Origin of the sequence: Gordonia sp. WA4-43, from assembly GCF_020520305.1 — a bacterium.
Classification (GTDB): domain Bacteria; phylum Actinomycetota; class Actinomycetes; order Mycobacteriales; family Mycobacteriaceae; genus Gordonia; species Gordonia hongkongensis.
Genome location: NZ_CP084736.1, coordinates 1028515 through 1049119 on the forward strand (window position 1 = coordinate 1028515; position 20605 = coordinate 1049119).

General features: G+C 68.4%; 22 protein-coding genes and 1 tRNA gene. 10 read left to right on the forward strand and 13 right to left on the reverse strand.

The window, feature by feature from the left end; genetic code table 11:
• Positions 1 to 22 precede the first annotated feature (22 nt).
• Entirely contained in the window at positions 23 to 1075 is a 1053-nt protein-coding gene (locus LEL84_RS04760; RefSeq protein WP_226513454.1) for a fused (3R)-hydroxyacyl-ACP dehydratase subunits HadA/HadB, read from the forward strand.
• A gap of 98 nt (positions 1076 to 1173) precedes the next feature.
• On the opposite strand, the gene LEL84_RS04765 is transcribed toward LEL84_RS04760, so the two are convergent.
• Positions 1174 to 1599 carry a nitroreductase family deazaflavin-dependent oxidoreductase gene (locus LEL84_RS04765; protein WP_226513455.1) on the reverse strand — a complete coding sequence of 142 codons (426 nt, stop codon included), beginning with the start codon at positions 1597 to 1599 and terminating at the stop codon, positions 1174 to 1176.
• Between the two features lie 108 nt (positions 1600 to 1707).
• Here LEL84_RS04765 and LEL84_RS04770 point away from each other — a divergent pair, with 108 nt between their 5' ends.
• Positions 1708 to 2211, forward strand: a complete 504-nt coding sequence (locus LEL84_RS04770; RefSeq protein WP_068972186.1) for a methylated-DNA--[protein]-cysteine S-methyltransferase — start codon at positions 1708 to 1710, stop codon at positions 2209 to 2211.
• A 146-nt stretch (positions 2212 to 2357) separates the two neighbouring features.
• Here the strand turns inward: LEL84_RS04770 and LEL84_RS04775 are convergent, their stop codons facing one another.
• Positions 2358 to 3272, reverse strand: coding sequence for an alpha/beta fold hydrolase (locus LEL84_RS04775; protein WP_226513456.1), 915 nt, complete (start codon positions 3270 to 3272; stop codon positions 2358 to 2360).
• 271 nt (positions 3273 to 3543) lie between these two features.
• Here LEL84_RS04775 and LEL84_RS04780 point away from each other — a divergent pair, with 271 nt between their 5' ends.
• The 8 genes from LEL84_RS04780 to LEL84_RS04815 all read left to right on the forward strand — a co-directional run bounded on the left by LEL84_RS04780 (position 3544) and on the right by LEL84_RS04815 (position 10704).
• Entirely contained in the window at positions 3544 to 4116 is a 573-nt protein-coding gene (locus LEL84_RS04780) for a recombinase family protein (protein WP_065629821.1), read from the forward strand.
• Positions 4113 to 4415, forward strand: coding sequence for a hypothetical protein (locus tag LEL84_RS04785; protein ID WP_065629820.1), 303 nt, complete (start codon positions 4113 to 4115; stop codon positions 4413 to 4415). Before LEL84_RS04780 ends, LEL84_RS04785 begins: the two co-directional genes overlap by 4 nt.
• 289 nt (positions 4416 to 4704) lie before the next feature.
• Positions 4705 to 5103, forward strand: coding sequence for a chorismate mutase family protein (locus LEL84_RS04790; protein WP_226513457.1), 399 nt, complete (start codon positions 4705 to 4707; stop codon positions 5101 to 5103).
• Position 5104: 1 nt separating this feature from the next.
• The gene (gene pabB / locus LEL84_RS04795) at positions 5105 to 7246 is read left to right on the forward strand and encodes an aminodeoxychorismate synthase component I (protein WP_226514244.1); all 2142 of its coding nucleotides are present in this window, start codon (positions 5105 to 5107) and stop codon (positions 7244 to 7246) included.
• Positions 7243 to 8124, forward strand: coding sequence for a prephenate dehydrogenase dimerization domain-containing protein (locus LEL84_RS04800; protein WP_226513458.1), 882 nt, complete (start codon positions 7243 to 7245; stop codon positions 8122 to 8124). Before pabB ends, LEL84_RS04800 begins: the two co-directional genes overlap by 4 nt.
• Complete coding sequence (locus tag LEL84_RS04805; RefSeq protein WP_226513459.1) at positions 8121 to 9062, forward strand: diiron oxygenase; 942 nt, start codon at positions 8121 to 8123, stop codon at positions 9060 to 9062. The genes LEL84_RS04800 and LEL84_RS04805 overlap by 4 nt, the downstream gene beginning before the upstream one ends.
• 42 nt (positions 9063 to 9104) lie before the next feature.
• Positions 9105 to 9578, forward strand: a complete 474-nt coding sequence (locus LEL84_RS04810; protein WP_226513460.1) for a GNAT family N-acetyltransferase — start codon at positions 9105 to 9107, stop codon at positions 9576 to 9578.
• Between the two features lie 37 nt (positions 9579 to 9615).
• Positions 9616 to 10704 carry an ATP-binding protein gene (locus LEL84_RS04815; RefSeq protein WP_068972167.1) on the forward strand — a complete coding sequence of 363 codons (1089 nt, stop codon included), beginning with the start codon at positions 9616 to 9618 and terminating at the stop codon, positions 10702 to 10704.
• A gap of 57 nt (positions 10705 to 10761) precedes the next feature.
• Here the strand turns inward: LEL84_RS04815 and LEL84_RS04820 are convergent.
• The 11 genes from LEL84_RS04820 to LEL84_RS04870 all read right to left on the reverse strand — a co-directional run bounded on the left by LEL84_RS04820 (position 10762) and on the right by LEL84_RS04870 (position 20598).
• Positions 10762 to 10835 (reverse strand) — tRNA-Pro (locus LEL84_RS04820).
• A gap of 150 nt (positions 10836 to 10985) precedes the next feature.
• Positions 10986 to 11249, reverse strand: coding sequence for a GlsB/YeaQ/YmgE family stress response membrane protein (locus tag LEL84_RS04825; protein ID WP_065629874.1), 264 nt, complete (start codon positions 11247 to 11249; stop codon positions 10986 to 10988).
• A 126-nt stretch (positions 11250 to 11375) separates the two neighbouring features.
• Positions 11376 to 12815, reverse strand: a complete 1440-nt coding sequence (gene der / locus LEL84_RS04830) for a ribosome biogenesis GTPase Der (protein WP_058253160.1) — start codon at positions 12813 to 12815, stop codon at positions 11376 to 11378.
• Positions 12812 to 13525, reverse strand: a complete 714-nt coding sequence (gene cmk / locus LEL84_RS04835; protein ID WP_058253159.1) for a (d)CMP kinase — start codon at positions 13523 to 13525, stop codon at positions 12812 to 12814. The genes der and cmk overlap by 4 nt, the downstream gene beginning before the upstream one ends.
• Positions 13522 to 14454, reverse strand: coding sequence for a pseudouridine synthase (locus LEL84_RS04840; RefSeq protein ID WP_058253158.1), 933 nt, complete (start codon positions 14452 to 14454; stop codon positions 13522 to 13524). The genes cmk and LEL84_RS04840 overlap by 4 nt, the downstream gene beginning before the upstream one ends.
• A 6-nt stretch (positions 14455 to 14460) precedes the next feature.
• On the reverse strand, positions 14461 to 15219 hold the full coding sequence (gene scpB, locus LEL84_RS04845) for an SMC-Scp complex subunit ScpB (RefSeq protein ID WP_065629800.1): 759 nt from the start codon (positions 15217 to 15219) through the stop codon (positions 14461 to 14463).
• Positions 15216 to 16142 carry a segregation and condensation protein A gene (locus LEL84_RS04850; protein WP_083207271.1) on the reverse strand — a complete coding sequence of 309 codons (927 nt, stop codon included), beginning with the start codon at positions 16140 to 16142 and terminating at the stop codon, positions 15216 to 15218. The genes scpB and LEL84_RS04850 overlap by 4 nt, the downstream gene beginning before the upstream one ends.
• Positions 16139 to 17107 carry a ParA family protein gene (locus tag LEL84_RS04855; RefSeq protein ID WP_388029988.1) on the reverse strand — a complete coding sequence of 323 codons (969 nt, stop codon included), beginning with the start codon at positions 17105 to 17107 and terminating at the stop codon, positions 16139 to 16141. The genes LEL84_RS04850 and LEL84_RS04855 overlap by 4 nt, the downstream gene beginning before the upstream one ends.
• A 133-nt stretch (positions 17108 to 17240) precedes the next feature.
• On the reverse strand, positions 17241 to 18161 hold the full coding sequence (gene xerD, locus LEL84_RS04860) for a site-specific tyrosine recombinase XerD (RefSeq protein ID WP_065629799.1): 921 nt from the start codon (positions 18159 to 18161) through the stop codon (positions 17241 to 17243).
• Positions 18158 to 18793, reverse strand: coding sequence for an NUDIX domain-containing protein (locus LEL84_RS04865; protein WP_226513461.1), 636 nt, complete (start codon positions 18791 to 18793; stop codon positions 18158 to 18160). The genes xerD and LEL84_RS04865 overlap by 4 nt, the downstream gene beginning before the upstream one ends.
• 5 nt (positions 18794 to 18798) lie before the next feature.
• The gene (locus LEL84_RS04870; RefSeq protein ID WP_226513462.1) at positions 18799 to 20598 is read right to left on the reverse strand and encodes a CTP synthase; all 1800 of its coding nucleotides are present in this window, start codon (positions 20596 to 20598) and stop codon (positions 18799 to 18801) included.
• Positions 20599 to 20605 lie beyond the last annotated feature (7 nt).

The window sequence follows — 20605 nt, forward strand, 5'->3', positions numbered from 1 at the left end:
GCACACCGTTAGCGTGTTCGGGGTGACGCACACCCCGACGACCACCGCCACGACCACCGACGATCCCTCCAGGATCGGATCCCGCGTCGGCCACTACTACGTGCTCGACGGCTCGTATCAGGTCGGCCGCGAGAAGGTGCGTGAGTACGCACGCGCGGTCCAGGACTACCACGGCGCCCACTGGGAGCCCGAAGCCGCAGCCGCCCTTGGCTATTCCGGTCTCGTCGCGCCGCTCACCTTCACCTCCATCCCGGCGATGGCGGCGAACCGGGAGCTGTTCGAGAAGGTCATCGTCGGCTACGACACCTACGTCCAGACCGAGCAGGTCTTCGAGCAGCACCGCCCGATCGTCGCCGGCGACGAACTGACGACGGACGTGGAGCTGACGAGTGTCCGCCGGATCGCGGGCAAAGACCTGATCACCGTGACCAACACCATGACCGATGCCTCGGGCGAGCGTGTCCACACCATGCACACGACGGTCGTCGGGGTCACCGCCGACGAGGTCGACCCCGAGTTGAGCAGTGCGGTCCGCAAGGTGATGATGCACGACGTCAACATCTTCAGCCACGACGAAGCGGCGGAGCGATACGTGCGGACGGTCCGTCCCGACGCTGACGTCCGCACCGCTGACGACAGCGGGCGCACCTCGGGCGCACGGAACTTCGACGAGTTGAACGTCGGCGACGAACTGCCTCTGCACACGATCAGGTTGTCGCGCGGCGATCTGGTCAACTACGGCGGTGTCGCGGGCGACGCGAACCCCATCCATTGGGACGAGACGAGCGCGAAACTGGCCGGCCTGCCCGATGTCATCGCGCACGGCATGCTGACCATGGGGCTCGGGGCCGCTTTCGTGTCGTCGTGGTCGGGCGACCCGGGTGCCGTCACCCGCTATGCGGTGCGCCTGTCCCAGCCCGCCGTCGTGTCCGGCGCCGAGGGCGGCGAGATCGACTACAGCGGGCGGATCAAGTCGCTCGATCCGGCGACCCGGACGGGCGTCGTGATCGTGGTGGCCAAGTCGGGCGGCCGCAAGATCTTCGGTCTCGCCACACTGAGTATCCGCTTCTCGTGACCCCGGGGGTCAGTACTCCCCTTTGATGACAAAGTACGACCTGAGACAGCGTAAAGCCCCCGACCACGGTCGGGGGCTTTATCGATGCAGCGCGACGCTCACTCGAGGACGAACACCTGGATCTGCCGATCGGTCTTCGTCTGGTACTCGGCGTAGGGCGGGAAGGCGGCGACGGCCAGCTCCCACCAGTGATCGCGCTCCTCGCCGTCACTCAGCTCGCGCGCGGTCAATTCCTTCACCTCGGTACCGTCCTGCGCGGTGACCTGGGGGTTCGCCTTCACGTTGTGGTACCACGCCGGATGCTCGGGCGCGCCGCCCTTCGAGGCGACCATGAGGTACTTGCCGTTCTCTTCCACGCGCATCAGCGGGACGTAGCGCTTCTTGCCCGACTTCGCGCCGGTCGTGGTGAACAGGACGATCGGACGGTCCATCACGGTCACACCGTCGGTCGTGCCCTGCTCCAGGATCTTCTCGGTCTGCTCGCGGACCCAGCCTTCAGGACTCAACTCTGCGTTAGCACTCATGGTGGGCGGAACACCACAGCTCGGCCGGGTATTCCCCGCAGCGCCGTCTGTGTCGTGACTCTCCGATACTGTGTGGCCGGACCTGACCTCGACCGTGAGATCTCACCGATGACCACACCATGCCGTGCTCTCGTACCGACGCCGGTCGGCACCGTGGCCGTCGACAGCAATGGATCGGCCGTCGTGCGCGTGGCCTGGCGAGTGACCACCGACGTACCGACCGATGACGAGACCATCGATCCCGTTCTCGCAGAGGCGATTCGACAGATCCGCGCCTATTTCGCCGGTGACCTGACCGAGTTCGACCTGCCTGTCGATCTCGATCGGATGTCGGACGCCGCCCGGGCGGTCCTGTCGACGCTGCACCGGACGGTCGCCCACGGCGACACGGTCACCTACGGCGAACTCGCGGCGATGAGCGGCACGCGGGTCTCTGCGCGCGGCGTCGGCACGATCATGGGGATCAATCCCCTGCCGTTGATCATCCCGTGTCATCGCGTCGTCGCCGGCGACGGACTCGGCGGCTACTCGGGCGGCGCGGACGGTCAGGGTCTGGCGACCAAACGCTGGCTGCTCGAGTTCGAGGGCGCTCTCCCGCCGACGCTGTTCTGATCAGGAGCCCAGCCGACTACGCCGACCCTGAGATCGATGTCGCATGCGACATCGATCCGTCTACGCGACCTCGATCGAAGTCGCATCAGCGGACCGATGTCGCACGCGACGTGAGTTCGTGATCCGGCATCCTCGAGCGTCGAGCGTCATGTGCGCGACGCCCCGGACAGATGTTCGACGACCAGCGACTGCAGCCTTGGAGCGTCCGAGCCGAGCCACAACGACAGGTGCGTTCCCTCGTCGACGGCTTCGAGGCGAGCATCGGGCAGCGTCTGCGCGGCATGGACACTCTGATCGAACGGGACGTCGGCGTCGGTTCGGGCGTGTATCGCCAGCACGGGTGCGGTCACCTCCGCGAGCGGTAGGTCGAGTTCGCGAAATTGGTCGAAGTCATTGTCGAAGCCAGCTTTTCGCGACCCCGACACGGTGTCGAACAGATCGATTGCCAGCGTGCGCTGGTCGTCATCGGCGATGATCTCCGCGGTGAGCGCCCTGATCTGTACACGCGACAGGTCTCCCTCACCGGACAGGAGTGTCGAGATGGCCGTGGACGGCGCCTTCGACGCGACCGTGGTCGCCAGCCACTGACCGAAACGGCTGAAGAGGAGTTTCTCCTCGGACAGTTCGAGTCGTCCACGCAGGCTGCTCCGCGGATCGAATCGGGTGCTGACCGCAGCGACCGCGACGATCGCGGACACCCGCTCGGGCAGCGCAGCCGCCAACGAGTAGGCGACGGGCCCGCCACCGGACCAGCACATCAGCCCGAAACGATCGATCCCCACCGAGTCCAGCACCGCCCTGACCAGTTCCGCCTGCGCGGCCGGATCTCGATTGTCGCCGCCCAGGGGCGTACCCAGGTAGCCCGGTCGGGAGACCGCGAGGACGCGATGCGCCCCGGCCAGGAAGCGCGTCATCGGGACCCCCTGGTCGCAGCCACCCGGGGACCCGTGCACGAACACCAGCGGCGGCCCGGATCCGACGTCGACATACTCGACCGGCCCGGTCGGCGTCTCGACGAGGCGCGGTTTCGTCGAGTGACTGTCCGAGTGAGCGAGCCCCATGGATGTACCTCCTCCGACGACCGTGGTGCGACGGTAACGCCGGCGCGGCGCCCGCGCGGCACAACGCGGTGAAACGGTGCGAACTGGTGAACCCCGAACGCGGCCGCACCTGAGTCATCCCGCCTATTTCGAGACTCTTTTTGCGACTATCAAGACCTTCAATCCTTATTTGGCACGAACATCTCGAATTACCGGCCCGTCTTTTGAGTCTGTCTCGATACTTCTGAGATACGCTGTCGCGGTGACAGCAGACGCAACACAGCCGTCGGGGATGGCCCTCGGTTACGCACGCGACTCCCCCGGTGCCCACGCGCTCGCGCCCCAGATCGACGCGCTCACCGATGCCGGGGTGGACCCCGCGCGGATCTACACCGATGCGACCGATCGCTCCGCGCCCGCGGGTCAGCGGCCCGGGATGGCCGCCCTCCTCGACTACGCGCGAGCCGGCGACACCACGGTGGTCGTCGGCATCGACCGCCTCGGCCGGAACGTTCGCGAGGTCATGGAGGTCGCGAACCAGATGGCCGGGCGCCGCATCGGACTGCGCTCGCTCCGCGAGGGAATCGACACCGCCGACCCGGCCGGAGCGATGATCGTCGCGGTGCTGGCGTCGCTGGCCGAACTCGACGACGACGCGCCGAGACGGTCGGACCGTTCCACGCCGAGAACCCTGCGTGGGTCCACGTCGGCGATCGGCCGGCCGCGGGCGCTCGACGCCGATCAGGTGGTGCGCGCCGAACAGATGCGCGCGCAGGGGGTTTCCGTACCCAGGATCGCGCAAGAGCTCGGGGTGAGCCGCGCGACCCTGTATCGCACCCTGGCCGAGAGGCGTTCGGTCCGTTGAAGAATCCCGACTCCGACCTCCCCGAACTCGACATCGTCACCGAGTACGGCGTCGTCACGCGCCTGCCCACCTCGTTCCCGATCTTCGACGCCGAACTCGACGAGCACCTCGATCCGGACCTGTTCCAGCAAGGTTTCGTCGATGCCGCGGCCGATCTCGGTGCGCTTCCCGCGCCGTGGGCGCGACAACTGGCGTCGTCGACGCTCGCGTGTCCGCCGGACCCCGACGACGAGGAACCGAGCTACACACGCGGCTATCGCGCCGCCCTCTACGGACACCTCCGGCACGCCGGAAAGTAAGCGCCGCAAAGGGTCTCGGCAACGACGCCCGGAAGGTCGGACTTGCCGCATTCGAACCGCCGCCCCGGCAACGGATCTCGTGCGCTGACGTACTGGTCGTTGGCGAATCGTGATCACCTGGTGACGTCAACGCCCCTCGCGACATGCACGCTCGGTGCGACCATGGACCGAGTCGGGGATGCGGTTCGCGAACGCGGGCCGGGCGCAATGCCGCACGGGGGCAGGCGCCGCATGTCGGGCGGGTCAAGTCGGCGGGCCGCACTTTCGGACACTGCTAGGTGGTCGCGCCATGACCCGATCGACGAACATCAACAGCCGTGCGCCGGGTGGAGACGACACCACCGCACGCGAACTGGAAGCCCTGCGAACGGAATTGGACGGGATCGACGACCGTCTGCTCGAAGACGTGCGGGCCCGGATCGAGGTCTGCACACGCATCGCGGAACTCAAACGACGGCACGCCATCCCGGTGATGCAGCCGCGCCGGGTCGGCGCTGTACACGAACACGCCCACCGGTTCGCCATCGATCACGATCTGTCCACCGATTTCCTGCATGCCCTCTACGACCTCATGATCTCGGAGACCTGTCGGGTCGAGGATCTGATCGTCGGGACCGAGACGTCGCAGCGAGCGGGGCCGGATCGTGACCCCGCCCGACACCCGTCCGCCGTCGCGAGCGCGGACTGAGGTGGACCCGGTGCGCACACTGCTGATCGACAACTACGACTCGTTCACGTACAACCTGTACGCGTTGTTGACCCAGGTCAACCGCCGGGAGCCGGTCGTCGTCGCCAACGATGTGCCCTGGACGTCGGTGGACCTGACAGCTTTCGACAACGTCGTGGTCTCCCCCGGCCCGGGCCGTCCGGACTACCCCCGCGACTTCGGGATCAGCGCACGGGCGCTGACCGACAGCGGACTACCCGTGCTCGGGGTGTGCCTGGGCCACCAGGGCCTGTGCCATGTGTTCGGCAGCCCGGTGGTACGGGCCCCCGAACCGCGGCACGGACGACTCAGCGCCGTCCACCACGACGGCCGCGGCTTGTTCGCGGGACTGCCCTCCCCGTTCCGGGCGGTCAGGTATCACTCGCTGGCGGTGGTGGATGTCCCCGACGAGTTGGAGGAGCAGGCGTGGTCCGACGACGGCGTCCTGATGGCGGTGCGCCACCGGGTGTTGCCGATGTGGGGGGTGCAGTTCCATCCGGAGTCGATCTGCAGCGAGTACGGCCGGGAGCTGTTGGCCAACTTCGCGGCGGCCACACGGGTGCGAGCGCACCGCGGGGTCTCGGTCGGGGCGAGTCGGGCGTCGGCGACGACGGAGCGCCCGGCCAGTGAGGCGTCGACGAGTGAATCGGCGGGGAGTGAACCGACGGGGAATCGGCACGAGGAATACCGGGTCCGATCGGTTCGGGTGGACCACGTGGTGGACCCGAACAGCGTCTATGAACGACTGTTCGCCGGTGGCCCGAACAGCTATTGGCTCGACCGGTCGGCGGCCGAGGAGACCGACGGTCGCTACTCCGTCATGGGAGACTGCTCGGGCCCCCACGCCGAGTATGTGACCTACCGGGTCCCGGAAATGACTGTGCGAGTCGAACATTCGGACGGTACAGCGGAGGAGGTCCGCAGCACCTTCTTCGACTACCTCGACGCCCAGCTGCGGGCGCGTGCGGTGGCTGCGCAACCTGAGCTGCCGTTCGCGTTCTGTCTGGGGTACGTCGGCTATCTCGGCTACGAGCTCAAAGCGGACACCGGCGGCCAGCTGGCGCATGCCTCCGAGCAGGCCGACGCGGCGCTCGTGTTCGCCGACCGCGCGGTGGTGATCGACCACGGACACGGGTGTGCGTATGTGCTCGCACTAGAAGCAGTCGAGAGCCCGGATCCCGATGTCGCGACGTGGTTGGACGAGACGGCGTCGACCATTCGGGAGATGCGAACCGCCACACCCGCTCCGGCGACGACTCCCCCGCTGGTCCCGGCGCCCCACGAGGTGCCGATCGTGTTCCGCCACAACCGCCAGACGTACCTGAGGCTCATCGAGGACTGTCTGGCGGAGATCCGGTCCGGGGAGTCGTACGAGGTGTGTCTGACGAACTCGGCGACCGTGCACCGCAGCCTCGACCCCGTGTCCGGGTATTCGTGTCTGCGGGAGATCAGCCCGATGCCCTACAACGCCCTGCTGCAGTTCGCCGGGATGTCGGTGCTCAGCGCGTCGCCGGAACGGTTCTTGAAGATCGGTGCCGACGGGACGGTCGAGTCGAAGCCGATCAAGGGGACACGGCCGCGGTCGGCCGATCCCACCGAGGACCACCACTTGCGATCCGCGCTACGGGCGAGCGAGAAGGACCGGTCGGAGAACCTGATGATCGTGGACCTCGTCCGCAACGACCTGTCGCGTGTCTGCGTCCCGGGGTCGGTGCATGTGCCGTCACTGTTCGACATCGAGACCTACGCACCCGTGCATCAAATGGTGTCGACCGTGCGGGGGACGCTGCGGAACGGGGTGTCGGCGGTCGACTGTGTGCGGGCGGCCTTTCCCGGCGGTTCGATGACCGGCGCACCGAAGATCCGCACGATGGAGATCATCGACAAACTCGAGGCGGGTCCGCGGGGCGTGTACTCGGGGGCGATCGGCTTCTTCTCGCTCACCGGAACCGCTGACCTGTCGATCGTGATCCGCACGATGGTGGCGACCGGTTCCGAGGTGACCTTCGGCGTCGGCGGTGCGATCGTCGCGCTGTCGGATCCGGACGAGGAGTTCGAGGAGACGATGGTCAAGGCCCTGACCATGCGACGCTGCCTGTCCGTCGCCGAGGAGAGCGACTCGTGACCGAATCGGCCGGCCCCGGTGCGCGGTCGGTGGTCGTGGCCGGCGGAGCAGGGGCGGTGGGATCCATGTTCGCGGACCGGTGGCGCAGCGGCGGCGACCTCGTACACATCCTGGACGCCACCTCCGGCGACGACATCCGTGCCCCCGGCCCAGAGGCGACCGCGCGGGTGCGCGCGGCGGACATCGTGGTCCTCGCGGTGCCGGAGAATGTCGCCGTCGCCTCGCTGGGGACGGTGCGATCACTGATGCGCCCGACCGCGATGCTGGTGGAGACGCTGTCGGTGAAGACCCGGTTCGCGGCGGCCGTCGGCGGACTGGACGAGAGCCGTTGCGCCACAACGGGCCCGGCCGTCGGCGTGAACCCGATGTTCGCCCCGTCCCTCGGTCTGCCCGGCCGCGCGATTGCGGTGGTCGTCCATCGCGACGGACCCGGCGTGGACCGCCTGATCGACGACCTGGCGAGGTGGGGCGCTCGCGTGCAGGTCACCACCGCCGATCGGCACGACCGCCTGTGCGCCGCGGTGCAGGCCCTCACCCATGCGACCATCCTGTCGTTCGGGGTCGCGCTCGCCGATCTCGGCGTCGAGGCCGACGAGGCGGCGACACTGGCCACCCCGCCGTTCATGACGATGTCGGCGATGCTGGCGCGCGTCGCCGGTGGGACACCGGAGGTGTACCGGGACGTGCAGTCGTCGAACCCGTGCGCGTCGACGGCCCGGGATGCGTTGGCGCGTGCGGTGTCCCGGGTCTCCGCCACCTGCGACAGCGACGCCGACGAGTTCACGGCGCTGCTCGCCCGGGCCGGAGCGCCGCTGGGCGATCGCGGCAGCGAGTATGCCGGGCTGTGCGCGCGACTGTTCGCCGGGTTGGCGTCGTGACCGGCACGCTGCCCGACCACGACGCCGCCGACCCGGTGGAGACGGCGGTGATCCGTGGGCTGGTGCGCAGCTGGTCGCGGCGGGCCACGGTGCGCCGCACCGAGCCCGAACTCGACGGCCCGACCATGGACGATCTCTACGACGACGATTGCGTCGACTATCCCGAGACACTGCTCCCCTTCGCCGGACATCCGGGATGGAACGGGCTCGACGAGAACTGCCGGTCCCGGGTCCGGGCGTGGGGGTGGATCGCCTACAACAAGAACGTCGTCTACATCGAACAAGACGTGGTCACACCCGGTTTCGGCTTGCTGTTCCGGGACGCCTTCGGCACCGGGTTCTCCGACGCCGGGAGGGCGGCGGTCGTCCAGTCGATGGTCGACGAGGAGTACCACACGCTGATGCATCTGAACGCTTCCGCGCTGACCCGCCGTCGGCGTGCCTGGACGCTCCCGGATGCCACACTGCCCGAGTCGTTGATGGTGCGCCGCCATCGGGCTGCGCTCGCACGTGCGGAGTCGCCACGAGCCGCGGCGCTCACGACCCTGGCATACGCGACGGTCGCCGAGACCTCCATCGGGGACTACCTCACGTTGATCGCCGAGGATCGGACGATCCAACCGGTTCACCAAGCCACCGTCGCCCTGCACCGCCGCGACGAGCGCGCGCACGGCTCGGTCGCCGGTGAGATGATCGCGATGGTCCACGACCGGCTCGGCCCGGACGACCGGCTCATCCTTGCGCATGCGCTGCGCGACGGCGTCGACGCGTTCACGGCTGCCGACACCGCCGCGTGGTCGGCCATTCTCGCCGCCGAGCAGATCCCGGACGGCGCCACGATGCTGCGCGAGTCCGCCGAGGATCCTGATCGACGGCGAGTCCTGCAGGACTGCAGTGCGGTCGACCGGCTACTCGCCCGGTTCGGCGCCCTGGGTTGACCTGCGCCGGTGTTCGTCGGGTGGGCGGTTACGGTGGTGACCGTGAACGAGCCCTACAGCCCGCGAGTGGCGACACCGGCCGACGCGGCGACCATGGCCGAGCTGCTCGACGCCTTCAACCGCGAGTACGGCGAACCGTCGCCCGGACCGGCCTTCCTAGCTGGTCGGCTGACCGAGTTGCTCTCGCGCAGTTCGACTTTCGCGATCGTGGCCGGCGACCCGATCACCTCGCTGGGTCTGGTGACCATCCGGACCAACGTCTGGGTCGACGGCGGCATCGCCCTGCTCGACGAGATGTACACCACGCCTGGCCAACGCAGCCGCGGACTCGGTGGTGCCGTCCTCACCGCCGCGGTTGCCGAGGCGGCGCGACGGGGCGCCGGGGAATTCGAGATCGAGGTCGACGAACCCGACGTCGACGCGCACCGCTTCTATGCCCGGCACGGGTTCCCGCTGCGCGACCCCGAGACCGGCGATCGGGCGTTCGTTCTCCGCAAGGAGCTGACCGCTCCGTAATCCGATGGAATCCCGCCCGTGCCAGTAAGGTACGGGCGTGGTTCAGCTGACAGTGGGAAGCCATCGCGACAACGCGACGACCGACGTCCTCCTCACCGCGGAGAAGTTCAATCGGCACACCTTCTGGTGCGGCCAGAGCGGCTCCGGGAAGACCTACGCGCTCGGGGTGGTTCTCGAACAGCTGCTGCTCCGGACCCGACTCCCGTTGCTGATCCTCGATCCGAACGCGGATTTCACCCGGTTGCCCGAGACACGGGGTACCGCGGACCCCGCCGCCGCGGATGCGATCGCGGCATCCGACATCCGGGTCCTGCATTCGACGCGACGTGACGGACCGCAATTGCGGACGCGATTCCTGACCCTGCCCCTGGCCGCGAAGGCCGCGGTCCTGCAGCTGGATCCGATCGCCGACGCCGACGAGTACAACGTCCTGCTGCACGCCGACGCCACGCTCACCGAGACATCCGACCAGACGACCTACCTCGATGCGCTGCGCAGTTCCGCCGACCCCGGACATCAGCGGCTGGCCAAGCGTATCGAGAATCTGCAGGTCCTCGACTGGGCACTCTGGGCGCGGGGTGACCTCGCAGCGACCGACGTCATCGACGAGCGACCCCAGGCGACCGTGCTCGACCTGGGTGGGTTCGCCCACCCAGCGGAACCGAAGGTCGCCGCTCTCAGTGTGCTCGAACACCTCTGGGCCCACCGCGACGAGCGGCGCCCCATACTCATCGTGATCGACGAGGCCCACAACATCTGCCCACCGCAGGCCACCAGCGCGGTGGAGCAGGCGTTGATCGACCGGGTCGTGCAGATCGCGGCCGAGGGACGCAAGTTCGGCCTCTGGCTGCTGTTGTCGACCCAGCGGCCGACCAAGATCCACCCCAATGTCCTGTCCCAGTGCGACAACCTGTGCCTGATGCGGATGAACGCCCCACGCGATCTCGCCGAGCTGGCCGACACCTTCGGCTTCGTACCCGAACACCTCCTGGCGGAGTCGCCCGGGTTCCGCCAGGGTGAGGCACTCCTCGCCGGTGGGTTCATCACCGCGCCCACGTACACGCAGATGGGTGCCCGGATCACCGAGGAAGGCGGCGCCGACGTCGCGGTGCCGCTGGTCGTGTGAGCGGTCGATGGTTCTGAGAACAAAACCCCGGTGAGCGACGCTCACCGGGGTTTTCTGTCGGGCTGACAGGATTTGAACCTGCGACCACTTGACCCCCAGTCAAGTGCGCTACCAAACTGCGCCACAGCCCGTTGCTCCCTGGAGAAGCGGAGCGATGTAAAGCCTAGCCGACGAGCACGGTTCCGAACCAATCGCCTGGTCAGGCCTCAATTCGGGCCGGTGGCCAGATGTAGTGTGTCGTTGCTTCTGCCGCCACGAAGCGCTACATCTGACACCGGCTGCTAGACGGTCGAACGCTTCTTGAAGAAGATCCACCCGGCGGTCACCAGAACGGCACCCACGAGGGAGCCGATGATGCCACTCGGGCGGAGCTCGAGCCCGTCGCCGGAGAGCAGGCTGATGAGCAGCCCGCCGACGAAGGAGCCGACGATGCCGGCCACCAGGGCGAGACCCCAGTCGACGGTGCGCAGGTTCTTGCCGCCGAGGAGGATCTGCGCCAGGGCGCCGATGACCATGCCGAAAACGATGATTGCCAGGATGAGCACGAGACGCAGTATCTCACAGCAGGTGTCGTGCGCCACCGGCACGCGACACATCCACCGGAGATGGGCAGGTCCGCCACCTGCGCGGTGGCGGACCTGCCCAACGGTGGTGGAGTCGCCGGACGGTGATCAGCGTTTGCGGCGCTGCTCCCGCTTGTCGCGGACGCGGACGTTGATCCGGACGGGCGAACCGTCGAAGTTGAATTCCTCGCGCAAGCGCCGCTCCAGGAACCGGCGATAGCCCGCCTCGAGGAAGCCGGTGGTGAACAGCACGAAGGTCGGCGGCCGCACCGAGGCCTGGGTCGCGAACATCACGCGCGGCTGCCGGCCACCGCGCAGCGGCGGCGGATTGGCGGCGATGACGTCCTTGAGCCAGTTGTTCAGCGGGCCGGTCGAGATGCGCTTGTCCCATGAGTCGAGCGCGGATTCCAGTGCGGGGACCAACTTCTGGACGGCCCGGCCGGTCGACGCCGAGATGTTCACCCGACGCGCCCATGGCACGCGGGCCAGCTCGCGGTCGATCTCCTTGTCCAGCTGGTACCGGCGGTCCTCGTCGACGAGATCCCATTTGTTGAACGCGATCACGAGGGCGCGGCCGCTCTCGATGATGAGCGACAGCACCCGCAGATCCTGTTCGGTGATCGGTTCCGACGCGTCGATCAGCAGGATCGCCACCTCGGCCGCGTCGAGCGCCGACCGCGTCCGCAACGACGCGTAGTACTCGTGGCCGCTCGCGGTCCGCACCTTGCGGCGCAGACCGGCGGTGTCGACGAAGTTCCAGGTCTTGCCGCCCAGTTCGACGAGTTCGTCGACCGGATCCACGGTTGTCCCGGCGACATTGTCGACCACCGACCGCTCGGTGCCGGTGAGCTTGTTCAGCAGCGAACTCTTGCCGACGTTCGGCTTGCCCACCAGGGCGACGCGACGCGGGCCACCGAGAGTCGGTGCCTCCCGCGGGGTCTCGGGCAGCTTGTCCAGGATGATGTCGAGCAGATCACCGGCGCCGCGGCCGTGTGCGGCCGACACCGGATACGGCTCACCGAGTCCCAGCGACCACAGCGATGCGGTGTCGGACTCGAGTCGCTCGCTGTCGACCTTGTTGGCACACAGGATGACCGGGGTCTTCGAGCGTCGCAGGACCCGTGCGACAGCCTCGTCGGTCGCGGTCGCGCCGACCGTGGCGTCGACGACGACGACGATCGCGTCGGCGGTGCGCATCGCCAGCTCGGCCTGCGCGGCGACGGCCTGCTGCAGGCCCTTCGCGTCGGGTTCCCAACCACCGGTGTCGACGACGGTGAACCGCCGGCCCGACCACGACGCCGCGTACGACACCCGGTCCCGGGTGACGCCGGGGATGTCCTCGACCACGGCTTCACGACGCCCCAGGATGCGGTTGACGAGCGTCGACTTGCCGACGTTCGGCCGCCCGACGATCGCGACCACCGGCATGTGTTCGACACCGGACGCGTCGTCGGCTCCCCCGACATCGGTCAGTTGCCAGTCGGATTCGTCCGACCAGGTGCCGTCGCCGGGTAGCGCCGCGAGGTCGTTCGAGTAGTCGTCACTCACCGTTCCACTGCTCCGATCCGGGTCGCGACGAGGCCGCTCAGTTCCGCGAGCACCTCGTCGAGGGTCTTGTCGCTGGTGTCGACGACGGTCGCGTCGTCGGCCGCGCGCAACGGCGAGACCTTGCGTGTCGAGTCGAGATGGTCGCGGCGGTTCACGCTCGCCAGCACCGCGTCGTAGTCGCTGTCGCGACCGCCGGCGAGATTCTGCTTGTGCCGGCGCTCGGCCCGCGCCTCGGGTGTCGCGGTGAGGAAGATCTTGACGTCGGCGTCGGGGAACACCACGGTCCCGATGTCGCGCCCCTCCACGACCACGAACCGGCCCTGCGCATTCTGCTGTTGCAGCGCAACCAGTTTGGTGCGCACCTCGGGTACCGCCGAGACCGCGGAGACGGCGCTGGTGACGTGGTCGGTGCGGATCGGCCCGGAGACGTCGCGCCCGTCGAGGAAGACCTTGGCGCCGTCCCCATCGGGGACCAACTCGATGGCGACGTCGGCGACCACGCGGGCGATTCCGGCCGGATCATCCAGCGCGACACCGGCATCGAGAACGGCGAGAGTCACTGCGCGGTACATCGCGCCGGTGTCGAGATAGCTGGCGCCGACCTCGGCGGCCAGGAGTTTGGACACCGAGGACTTGCCCGTACCGGCCGGACCGTCGATCGCCACGACATGCGTGGTCCCGCCGGCGGACTCCGAAGCTCCGTCGCTCACAGGCCGACCGCCTTGTACAGTCCACCGACCTCGTCGTTGCCGAGGACGCGCAGGCTGCCCGGGCGCTGCTCACCCAACGCGACCGAACCGACATGGGTGCGAACCAGTTTGACGACAGGGAAGCCGACCTCGTCCATCATGCGCCGCACCACGCGGTTGCGACCCTCGTGGAGGGTGATCCGCACCAGCGACTGGCCCTCGTGGACCTCGATCACGGTGAACTTGTCGACCGTCACCGGGCCGTCGTCGAGTTCGACGCCCTCGCGCATGCGACGTCCGATCCCGCGGGGCACCTCGCCCTTGAGCGTGGCGAGGTAGGTCTTGGGCACCTCGAAGGACGGGTGCATCAACCGGTGCGCGAGTTCACCGTCGTTGGTCAGCAGCAGCAGACCCTCGGTGTCGGCGTCGAGGCGGCCGACGTGGAACAGACGCTGACCGGCCATGACCCGCTCGGCGACCACATCACCGACGCAGGGACGGCCCTGGTCGTCGGACATCGTCGACTGCCAGCCCTTGGGTTTGTTGAAGGCGAGGTACTGCCGGGTCTCGTCCATGATCACGCGGGCACCGTCGACGCGGATGATCGCGGTGTCCGGGTCGATGCGCAGCCCCTGCTCGGTGACGATCTCCCCGTCGACCTCGACACGACCCGCCGCGATCAGTTCCTCGGCGCCGCGGCGCGAGGCCACCCCCGCCTGGGCGAGCACCTTCTGCAGGCGGACGCCGTCTTCGACGTAGTTGGCGCCGGCACCCTCGCCGTGCTCAGGTGTCTGGTGCCGCGCCGGTCGGGCGTTGTTCAGCCGGATCCGGCCCACTTCGGCGTTCGGCTTCGACGACCCCTTGCGGTGGGTCTTCTTGGTTCGCGGCTGTTGTGCGGGCGCGCCCTTGCGGCGTTTTCCCGGTGAGCCATCTCGGCCAGCGGATGCCATGTTCTCTCAGTCCTGTGAGTCGGTGGTGGTGCCACCGTCGATGATCAGTTCATTCGAGTCTGACGGTTGGGTGGACAGTTTGGCGAATCGGGGATCCGAGAGCAGCTCCTCGTCGAGGTCGTCGATCAGGTCGACGTCCGGCAGCAGGGGCGCCAGATCGGGCAGTTCCGACAGTGACGCCAGCCCGAGCCGTTCCAGGAAGAGTTCGGTGGTGGCATAGGTCGTCGCGTTCGTGGTCGGTTCGCTGCCGACCTCGTTGATCAGTCCGCGAGCGACGAGGGTGCGGATCACGCCGTCGACGTTGACGCCGCGGATGGCGCTCACCCGTGCCCGGGTGACCGGTTGCCGGTAGGCGATGACCGCCAGCGTCTCGAGCGCCGCCCGCGTGAGCTTCGACCGCGCGCCGTCGAGCAGCAGCCGCTCCACGTAGGGGGCGTACTCCGCCCGGGTGTAGTAACGCCAGCCGTCGCCGGCGAAGCGCAGATCGATGCCGCTGCCCGACGCCGTGAGCTCCGACGACATGGCGTTGAGTGTCTCCCGGACCCGCGTGCGGTCCTGGTCGACGGCGTTCGCGAGTTCTTCGGTGGTGACCGGGGTGTCCACGACGAGCAGCACCGCCTCCAGGGCGGAACGGAGTCGCGCGTCGTCGAGGTACTCCCCTTCGCCCTGCAGAGTGGTCTGCTCGGGTTCGGCCGGTCCCGGGTCCTCTCCCTCGGCTACGCCGGTCGGGTCGTGGTGGTCGACCTCAGGAGCGTGATCAGTCATCCGTAGTCCTCTGCCTTGTCGATGCGCAGGTCGTCGGCACCGCGCTCCCCCGTCCACATCACCGCGAGATCGCCGAGTGCCTCGGGTTGTTCGAAGGTGATGGCCTGCTCCCGGAACAACTCGAGCAGGCCGAGGAAGCTACCGACGATCTCCAGCACGTTCTCGCAGTCCGCGGTCAGCTCGCCGAAGGTCAGCCATGTGCCCGGTACCGCACTGAGGAGAGATGCCATCCGACGTGCCTGGCCCGGAACCGACACCTTCTGGACGTCATGCAGATGGTCGAGGCCGACGGTGGGCACCGGACGCGGCGTCAGCCCCGCCGCGGCGACCTGCGCGAAGCCGTTGGCGTCGACACCGAGGGTGACCTCCGGCAGCAGATCCTCGAAGCGCTTCTCGAGCGACACCGCGCGTGGGTAGCGCTGCAGGGCGGCGGCCTCGAGTTCGCCGAACAGAGCGGCGACCTGCTTGTAGGCGCGGTACTGCAGCAACCGCGCGAACAACAGGTCCCGGGCTTCGAGGAGTGCGAGGTCCTCCGGATCATCGACCTCGCCGGAGGGCAGCAGGCGAGCCGCCTTGAGATCCAGCAGCGTCGCCGCGACGACGAGGAATTCGGTCGTCTGGTCGAGCCCCATCTCCGGGCCGAGTGCGCGGGTGTAGGCGATGAAGTCGTCGGTCACCTCGTGCAGCGCCACCTCGGTCACATCGAGGCGGTGCTGCGAGATCAGGTTCAGCAGCAGGTCGAACGGACCCTCGAAGTTGCGCAGCTTGACCCGGAAACCGGACTCCTCGGCACCGACCTCGGACGACGCTTCCGCCGCGCTCGAAGCATCTTCGGGCACAACCGAATCGGACGCGCCGGGTTCGGATACGGCGGTTTCGGACACGGCGGGTTCGGGGACTGCCTGGTCGGTGCCGGTCGTCATGCGGGCGTGACGTTGCGGGCGATCACCTCGCGTGCGAGCGCCCGGTACGCCTTCGCGCCGGCCGACCGCGGCGCCCACGATGTGATCGGTTCCCCGGCGACGCTGGTCTCCGGGAACCGGACGGTGCGGGCGATGACGGTGTCGTAGACCGCGTCGCCGAACACCTCGACGACGCGGGCCATCACCTCACGGGAGTGCAGTGTGCGGGCGTCGAACATGGTGACCAGGATGCCGCCGAGGTCCAGGCGCGGGTTGAGCCGGTCGCGCACCTTGTTGATCGTGTCGGTGAGCAGAGCCAGCCCGCGCAGGCTGAAGTACTCGCACTCCATCGGGATGAGCACGGTGTCGGCGCAGGCCAGCGCGTTGACAGTGAGCAGACCCAGCGACGGCTGGCAGTCGATGAGGACGACGTCGTAGCGGTCGAGCACGGGATGCAGTGCCCGGCCGAGCGACTGCTCGCGACCCACCTCGGTCACCAGCTGGATCTCCGCGGCCGACAGGTCGATGTTGCTGGGCAGCAGGTCGAGACCGTCGACGCGGGTCCGCATCAGGACCTCGTCGGTGGCCACCTGCGGCGGTACGAGGAGGTTGTAGACGGTCTGTTCCAGCTCGTGATGCGGCACACCGAGTCCCGCGGACAGCGCACCCTGCGGGTCGAGGTCGACGAGCAGGACCCGACGACCGTATTCGGCAAGCGCAGCACCGAGATTGATGGTCGACGTCGTTTTGCCGACGCCGCCCTTCTGATTGCAGACCGCGATCACCGTGGCGGGTCCGTGACGGTCCAGCGGAGCGGGCTCGGGTACGTCGCGATACGGCCGCCCGGTGGGGCCGATCTCGTCGGCATCGTGCTCGGCCTCGTCGGTGTCGTTTCCGGGCGACACCTGGATGCTGTACTGATCTCCCGGACGGGCGCCAGACCCTCCCGGACGGGCGCCAGACAGGGGTGCGCTCGGAGTGGTCACGTGTCCGCCGCTCCCTTCGCTGTTCGATGCCGCTTCTCGGTAGTTCAGTTGTCCGTTCACGGCCGAGCCTCGTATCAGCCTAGGACATCTCCCCGGTCATCCCGGCGTCGGCGCGCCCGGGGGATCCGCGGGGTCAACGCGCCCTCGGATGGGCGACGGCATAGACCTCCCGCATCGTGTTGACCGTCACGAGCGTGTACACCTGCGTGGTGGTGACCGAGGCATGGCCCAGGAGTTCCTGCACGACGCGGACGTCGGCGCCGCCGTCGAGCAGATGGGTCGCGAAGCTGTGCCGGAGGGTGTGCGGCGAGACCGCCTTGTCGAGGCCGGCTCGTTCGGCCGCGGTGACGAGCACCTGCCAGGCGCTCTGCCGCGAGAGCCGCCCACCGCGCGCGTTCAGGAACACCGCGGGCGTCGCCCGTGACACCAGCGCGGGTCGCCCGCGGACGAGGTACGCCTCGAGTGCCTGGACGGCGGGCCCGCCGAGCGGCACGAGACGCTCTTTCCCGCCCTTGCCCCGGAGGCGAACCGCGCGCATGTCGTCGAGATCGAGATCGTCGAGATCGAGGGAGGTGGCCTCGGAGATCCGCGCCCCGCAGCTGTAGAGGAATTCCAGCAGCGCGCGGTCCCGCAACCCGCGCGGATGGTCCTCGACGCCGGCCGAATCGAGAATGGCGAGCACCTCGTCGACCGGCAGGGATTTCGGCAGGCGCCGCGCCGCGCGCGGCGGCCGGACATCGTGCGCGACGTCGGTCGGCACGATCCCCTCGTCCACCGCGAACTTGTGAAAACGCCTGGTGGCGACCAGGGTTCGCGCGATCGAACTGTCCGCCAGCGGGGCGAAGCCCGCCTCGGCGTCACCGCGACGGAGTTCGACGAGGAACTCGCGGATGTCCTCTTCGGTCACGGCGTCGAGTGACGGGATCCCCCGCCGGTCGAGATACCCGCGATACCTCTCGAGATCGCGCCGGTAGGACGACACTGTGTTGGCCGCCGCACCCCGCTCCACCGTCAGGTGATCGAGGTAGCGCGCGATGTCGGCGGCCAGGGTCACGACCGGCGGCCCCCATCGTCGGCACGTCGGTTCCGTAACGCGGTCGGCTCGTCCGGCCACGGGGCGTCGACGCCGCGGAGGCCGGCCGTCGACCCGCTGGCTGCGGCCGCGGCCAGGATGCCGGCCACGCTCGTCGCGTTGACGATCTCCCCCGACAACACCTTCGCGACGGCGTCGTCGAGCGGCACCCACTCGATCGACATGTCGGCTTCCTCGTCGACGCGTTCGGCCGCGTCGAGATGGTGCAGCCCCTCGGCGAGATACAACCGCAGCGCCTCGTCGGTGAAGCCGGGTGACAACGCGAGGTCGACCAGGACGTGCCACGAGTCGGCGGCGAGGTCGGCCTCCTCGGCCAGCTCGCGCTGGGCGGCGGCCAGGGGTTCTTCGTCGGCCTGATCGAGCAACCCGGCGGGCAACTCGAGCAGACGTCGGCCGATCGGGTGACGGTACTGCCGCACCATCGCCACCCGGCCGGCGTCGTCGCGCGCCAGGATCGCGACGGCGCCGAAATGTTCGACGACCTCCCGCTCGGCGACGCGCCCGCCCGGCATCTCGACGTCGTCGACCCGGAGGGTGATGATCGCGCCGTCGTAGACGGTGCGGCTCTCCTTGACCTCGAAGTCGTGGCCCAACGCGGTCAGTCCCTGCCGGCAGGGTCGTCGAGGACTGCCTCGCCCAGCCCGGCCACCGGTTCCACCGTGACCGCGTTGACGGCGGCCACCGCGTCCGCGGGAGCGTCTTTCGACTCGTAGTCGTCACCGAGGTCGACCGGAAGACGTTCGGCCGCCTTGTACTTCAGGGCCGCCTCGATGAACGACCGGAACAGCGGATGCGGGCGGGTCGGCCGGCTCTTGAGCTCCGGGTGTGCTTGCGTGGCAACCAGATACGGGTGCACCGACTTGGGGTACTCGACGAATTCGACGAGGTGCCCATCGGGCGAGGTACCCGAGAACACGAGCCCGGAGTCGGCGATCTTGTCGCGGTAGGCGTTGTTGACCTCGAAGCGATGACGGTGACGCTCGGACACCTCCCGCGTCCCGTAGGCCTCGGCGACGACGGACCCGGCCTTCAGCACGGCGTCGTAGGCACCGAGTCGCATGGTGCCGCCCAGGTCGGCGTCGCCGGCCACCGCGTCGGCCTGATCGGCCATCGTCGAGATCACCGGGTGCGGGGTCTCCGGGTCGAACTCGGTCGAGCTGGCCTCGTCGAGGCCGACCGAACGGGCCGCCTCGATGACCACACATTGCAGCCCGAGGCACAAGCCCAACAGCGGGATCCCGCGCCGCCGTGCGTACGAGATGGCACCGACCTTGCCCTCGATGCCGCGGATGCCGAAACCGCCGGGGATCAGGATCGCGTCGACGTCGCCGAGGGCGGCCTGCGCGCCGGCTTGGGTGGCGCACTCATCCGACGGCACCCACTTGATCTCGGTGCGCGCCTTCCAGGCGAAGCCACCGGCGCGGATGGCCTCGGTCACCGACAGGTAGGCGTCGGGGAGATCGACGTACTTGCCGACCAGCGCGACACGCACTGTCTCGCGCGGCTCGTGCACACGGCGGAGGAGCTCACCCCACACCGTCCAGTCGACGTCGCGGAACGGCAGACCGAGCTTGCGGACCACGTAGGCGTCGAGGTGCTCGCTGTGGAGCACCTTCGGGATGTCGTAGATCGACGGGGCGTCGGGGGTGGAGATCACGCCGTCGAGTTCGACGTCGCACATGAGCGCGATCTTCTTCTTGAGCCCTTCGGGCACATCGCGGTCGCAGCGCAGGATCAGCGCGTCGGGCTGGATGCCGACGTTGCGCAGCGCGGCGACCGAGTGCTGGGTCGGCTTGGTCTTGAGTTCCCCCGACGGCGCGAGGTAGGGCACGAGCGAGACGTGCAGGAAGAAGACATTGTCGCGGCCGACGTCGTGGCGCACCTGTCGCGCGGCCTCGATGAACGGCAGCGACTCGATGTCGCCGACCGTGCCACCGATCTCGGTGATGACCACATCGGGCACCTCACCGTCGGCGTCGGGTTCGGCCATGGCCAGCACGCGCGACTTGAGCTCGTCGGTGATGTGCGGGATGACCTGAACGGTTTCACCGAGGTACTCGCCGCGGCGCTCCTTGGCGATGACCGACGAATACACCTGTCCGGTGGTCACATTCGCCGACTGCGAGAGATTGCGGTCGAGGAAACGCTCGTAATGTCCGACGTCGAGATCGGTCTCGGCGCCGTCCTCGGTCACGAACACCTCACCGTGCTGGAACGGATTCATGGTGCCCGGATCGACGTTCAGATACGGATCGAGCTTCTGCATGGTGACCCGGAGGCCCCGCGAGGTGAGAAGCTGACCCAGGCTGGAGGCCGTCAGGCCCTTGCCCAGCGAAGAGGCGACGCCACCGGTCACAAAGATGTGCTTGGTGTCGTGTACATGGCGAAGTGGTCGCAAAAGAAGT

Bases quoted from the DNA above. Each gene is read 5' to 3' on its own strand.
- LEL84_RS04790 (WP_226513457.1), top strand. From the start codon at position 4,705: ATGACCCGATCGACGAACATCAACAGCCGTGCGCCGGGTGGAGACGAC.
- LEL84_RS04770 (WP_068972186.1), top strand. From the start codon at position 1,708: ATGACCACACCATGCCGTGCTCTCGTACCGACGCCGGTCGGCACCGTG.
- LEL84_RS04775 (WP_226513456.1), bottom strand. From the start codon at position 3,272: ATGGGGCTCGCTCACTCGGACAGTCACTCGACGAAACCGCGCCTCGTC.
- LEL84_RS04765 (WP_226513455.1), bottom strand. From the start codon at position 1,599: ATGAGTGCTAACGCAGAGTTGAGTCCTGAAGGCTGGGTCCGCGAGCAG.
- LEL84_RS04780 (WP_065629821.1), top strand. From the start codon at position 3,544: ATGGCCCTCGGTTACGCACGCGACTCCCCCGGTGCCCACGCGCTCGCG.
- LEL84_RS04850 (WP_083207271.1), bottom strand. From the start codon at position 16,142: ATGACGACCGGCACCGACCAGGCAGTCCCCGAACCCGCCGTGTCCGAA.
- scpB (WP_065629800.1), bottom strand. From the start codon at position 15,219: ATGACTGATCACGCTCCTGAGGTCGACCACCACGACCCGACCGGCGTA.
- LEL84_RS04840 (WP_058253158.1), bottom strand. From the start codon at position 14,454: ATGGCATCCGCTGGCCGAGATGGCTCACCGGGAAAACGCCGCAAGGGC.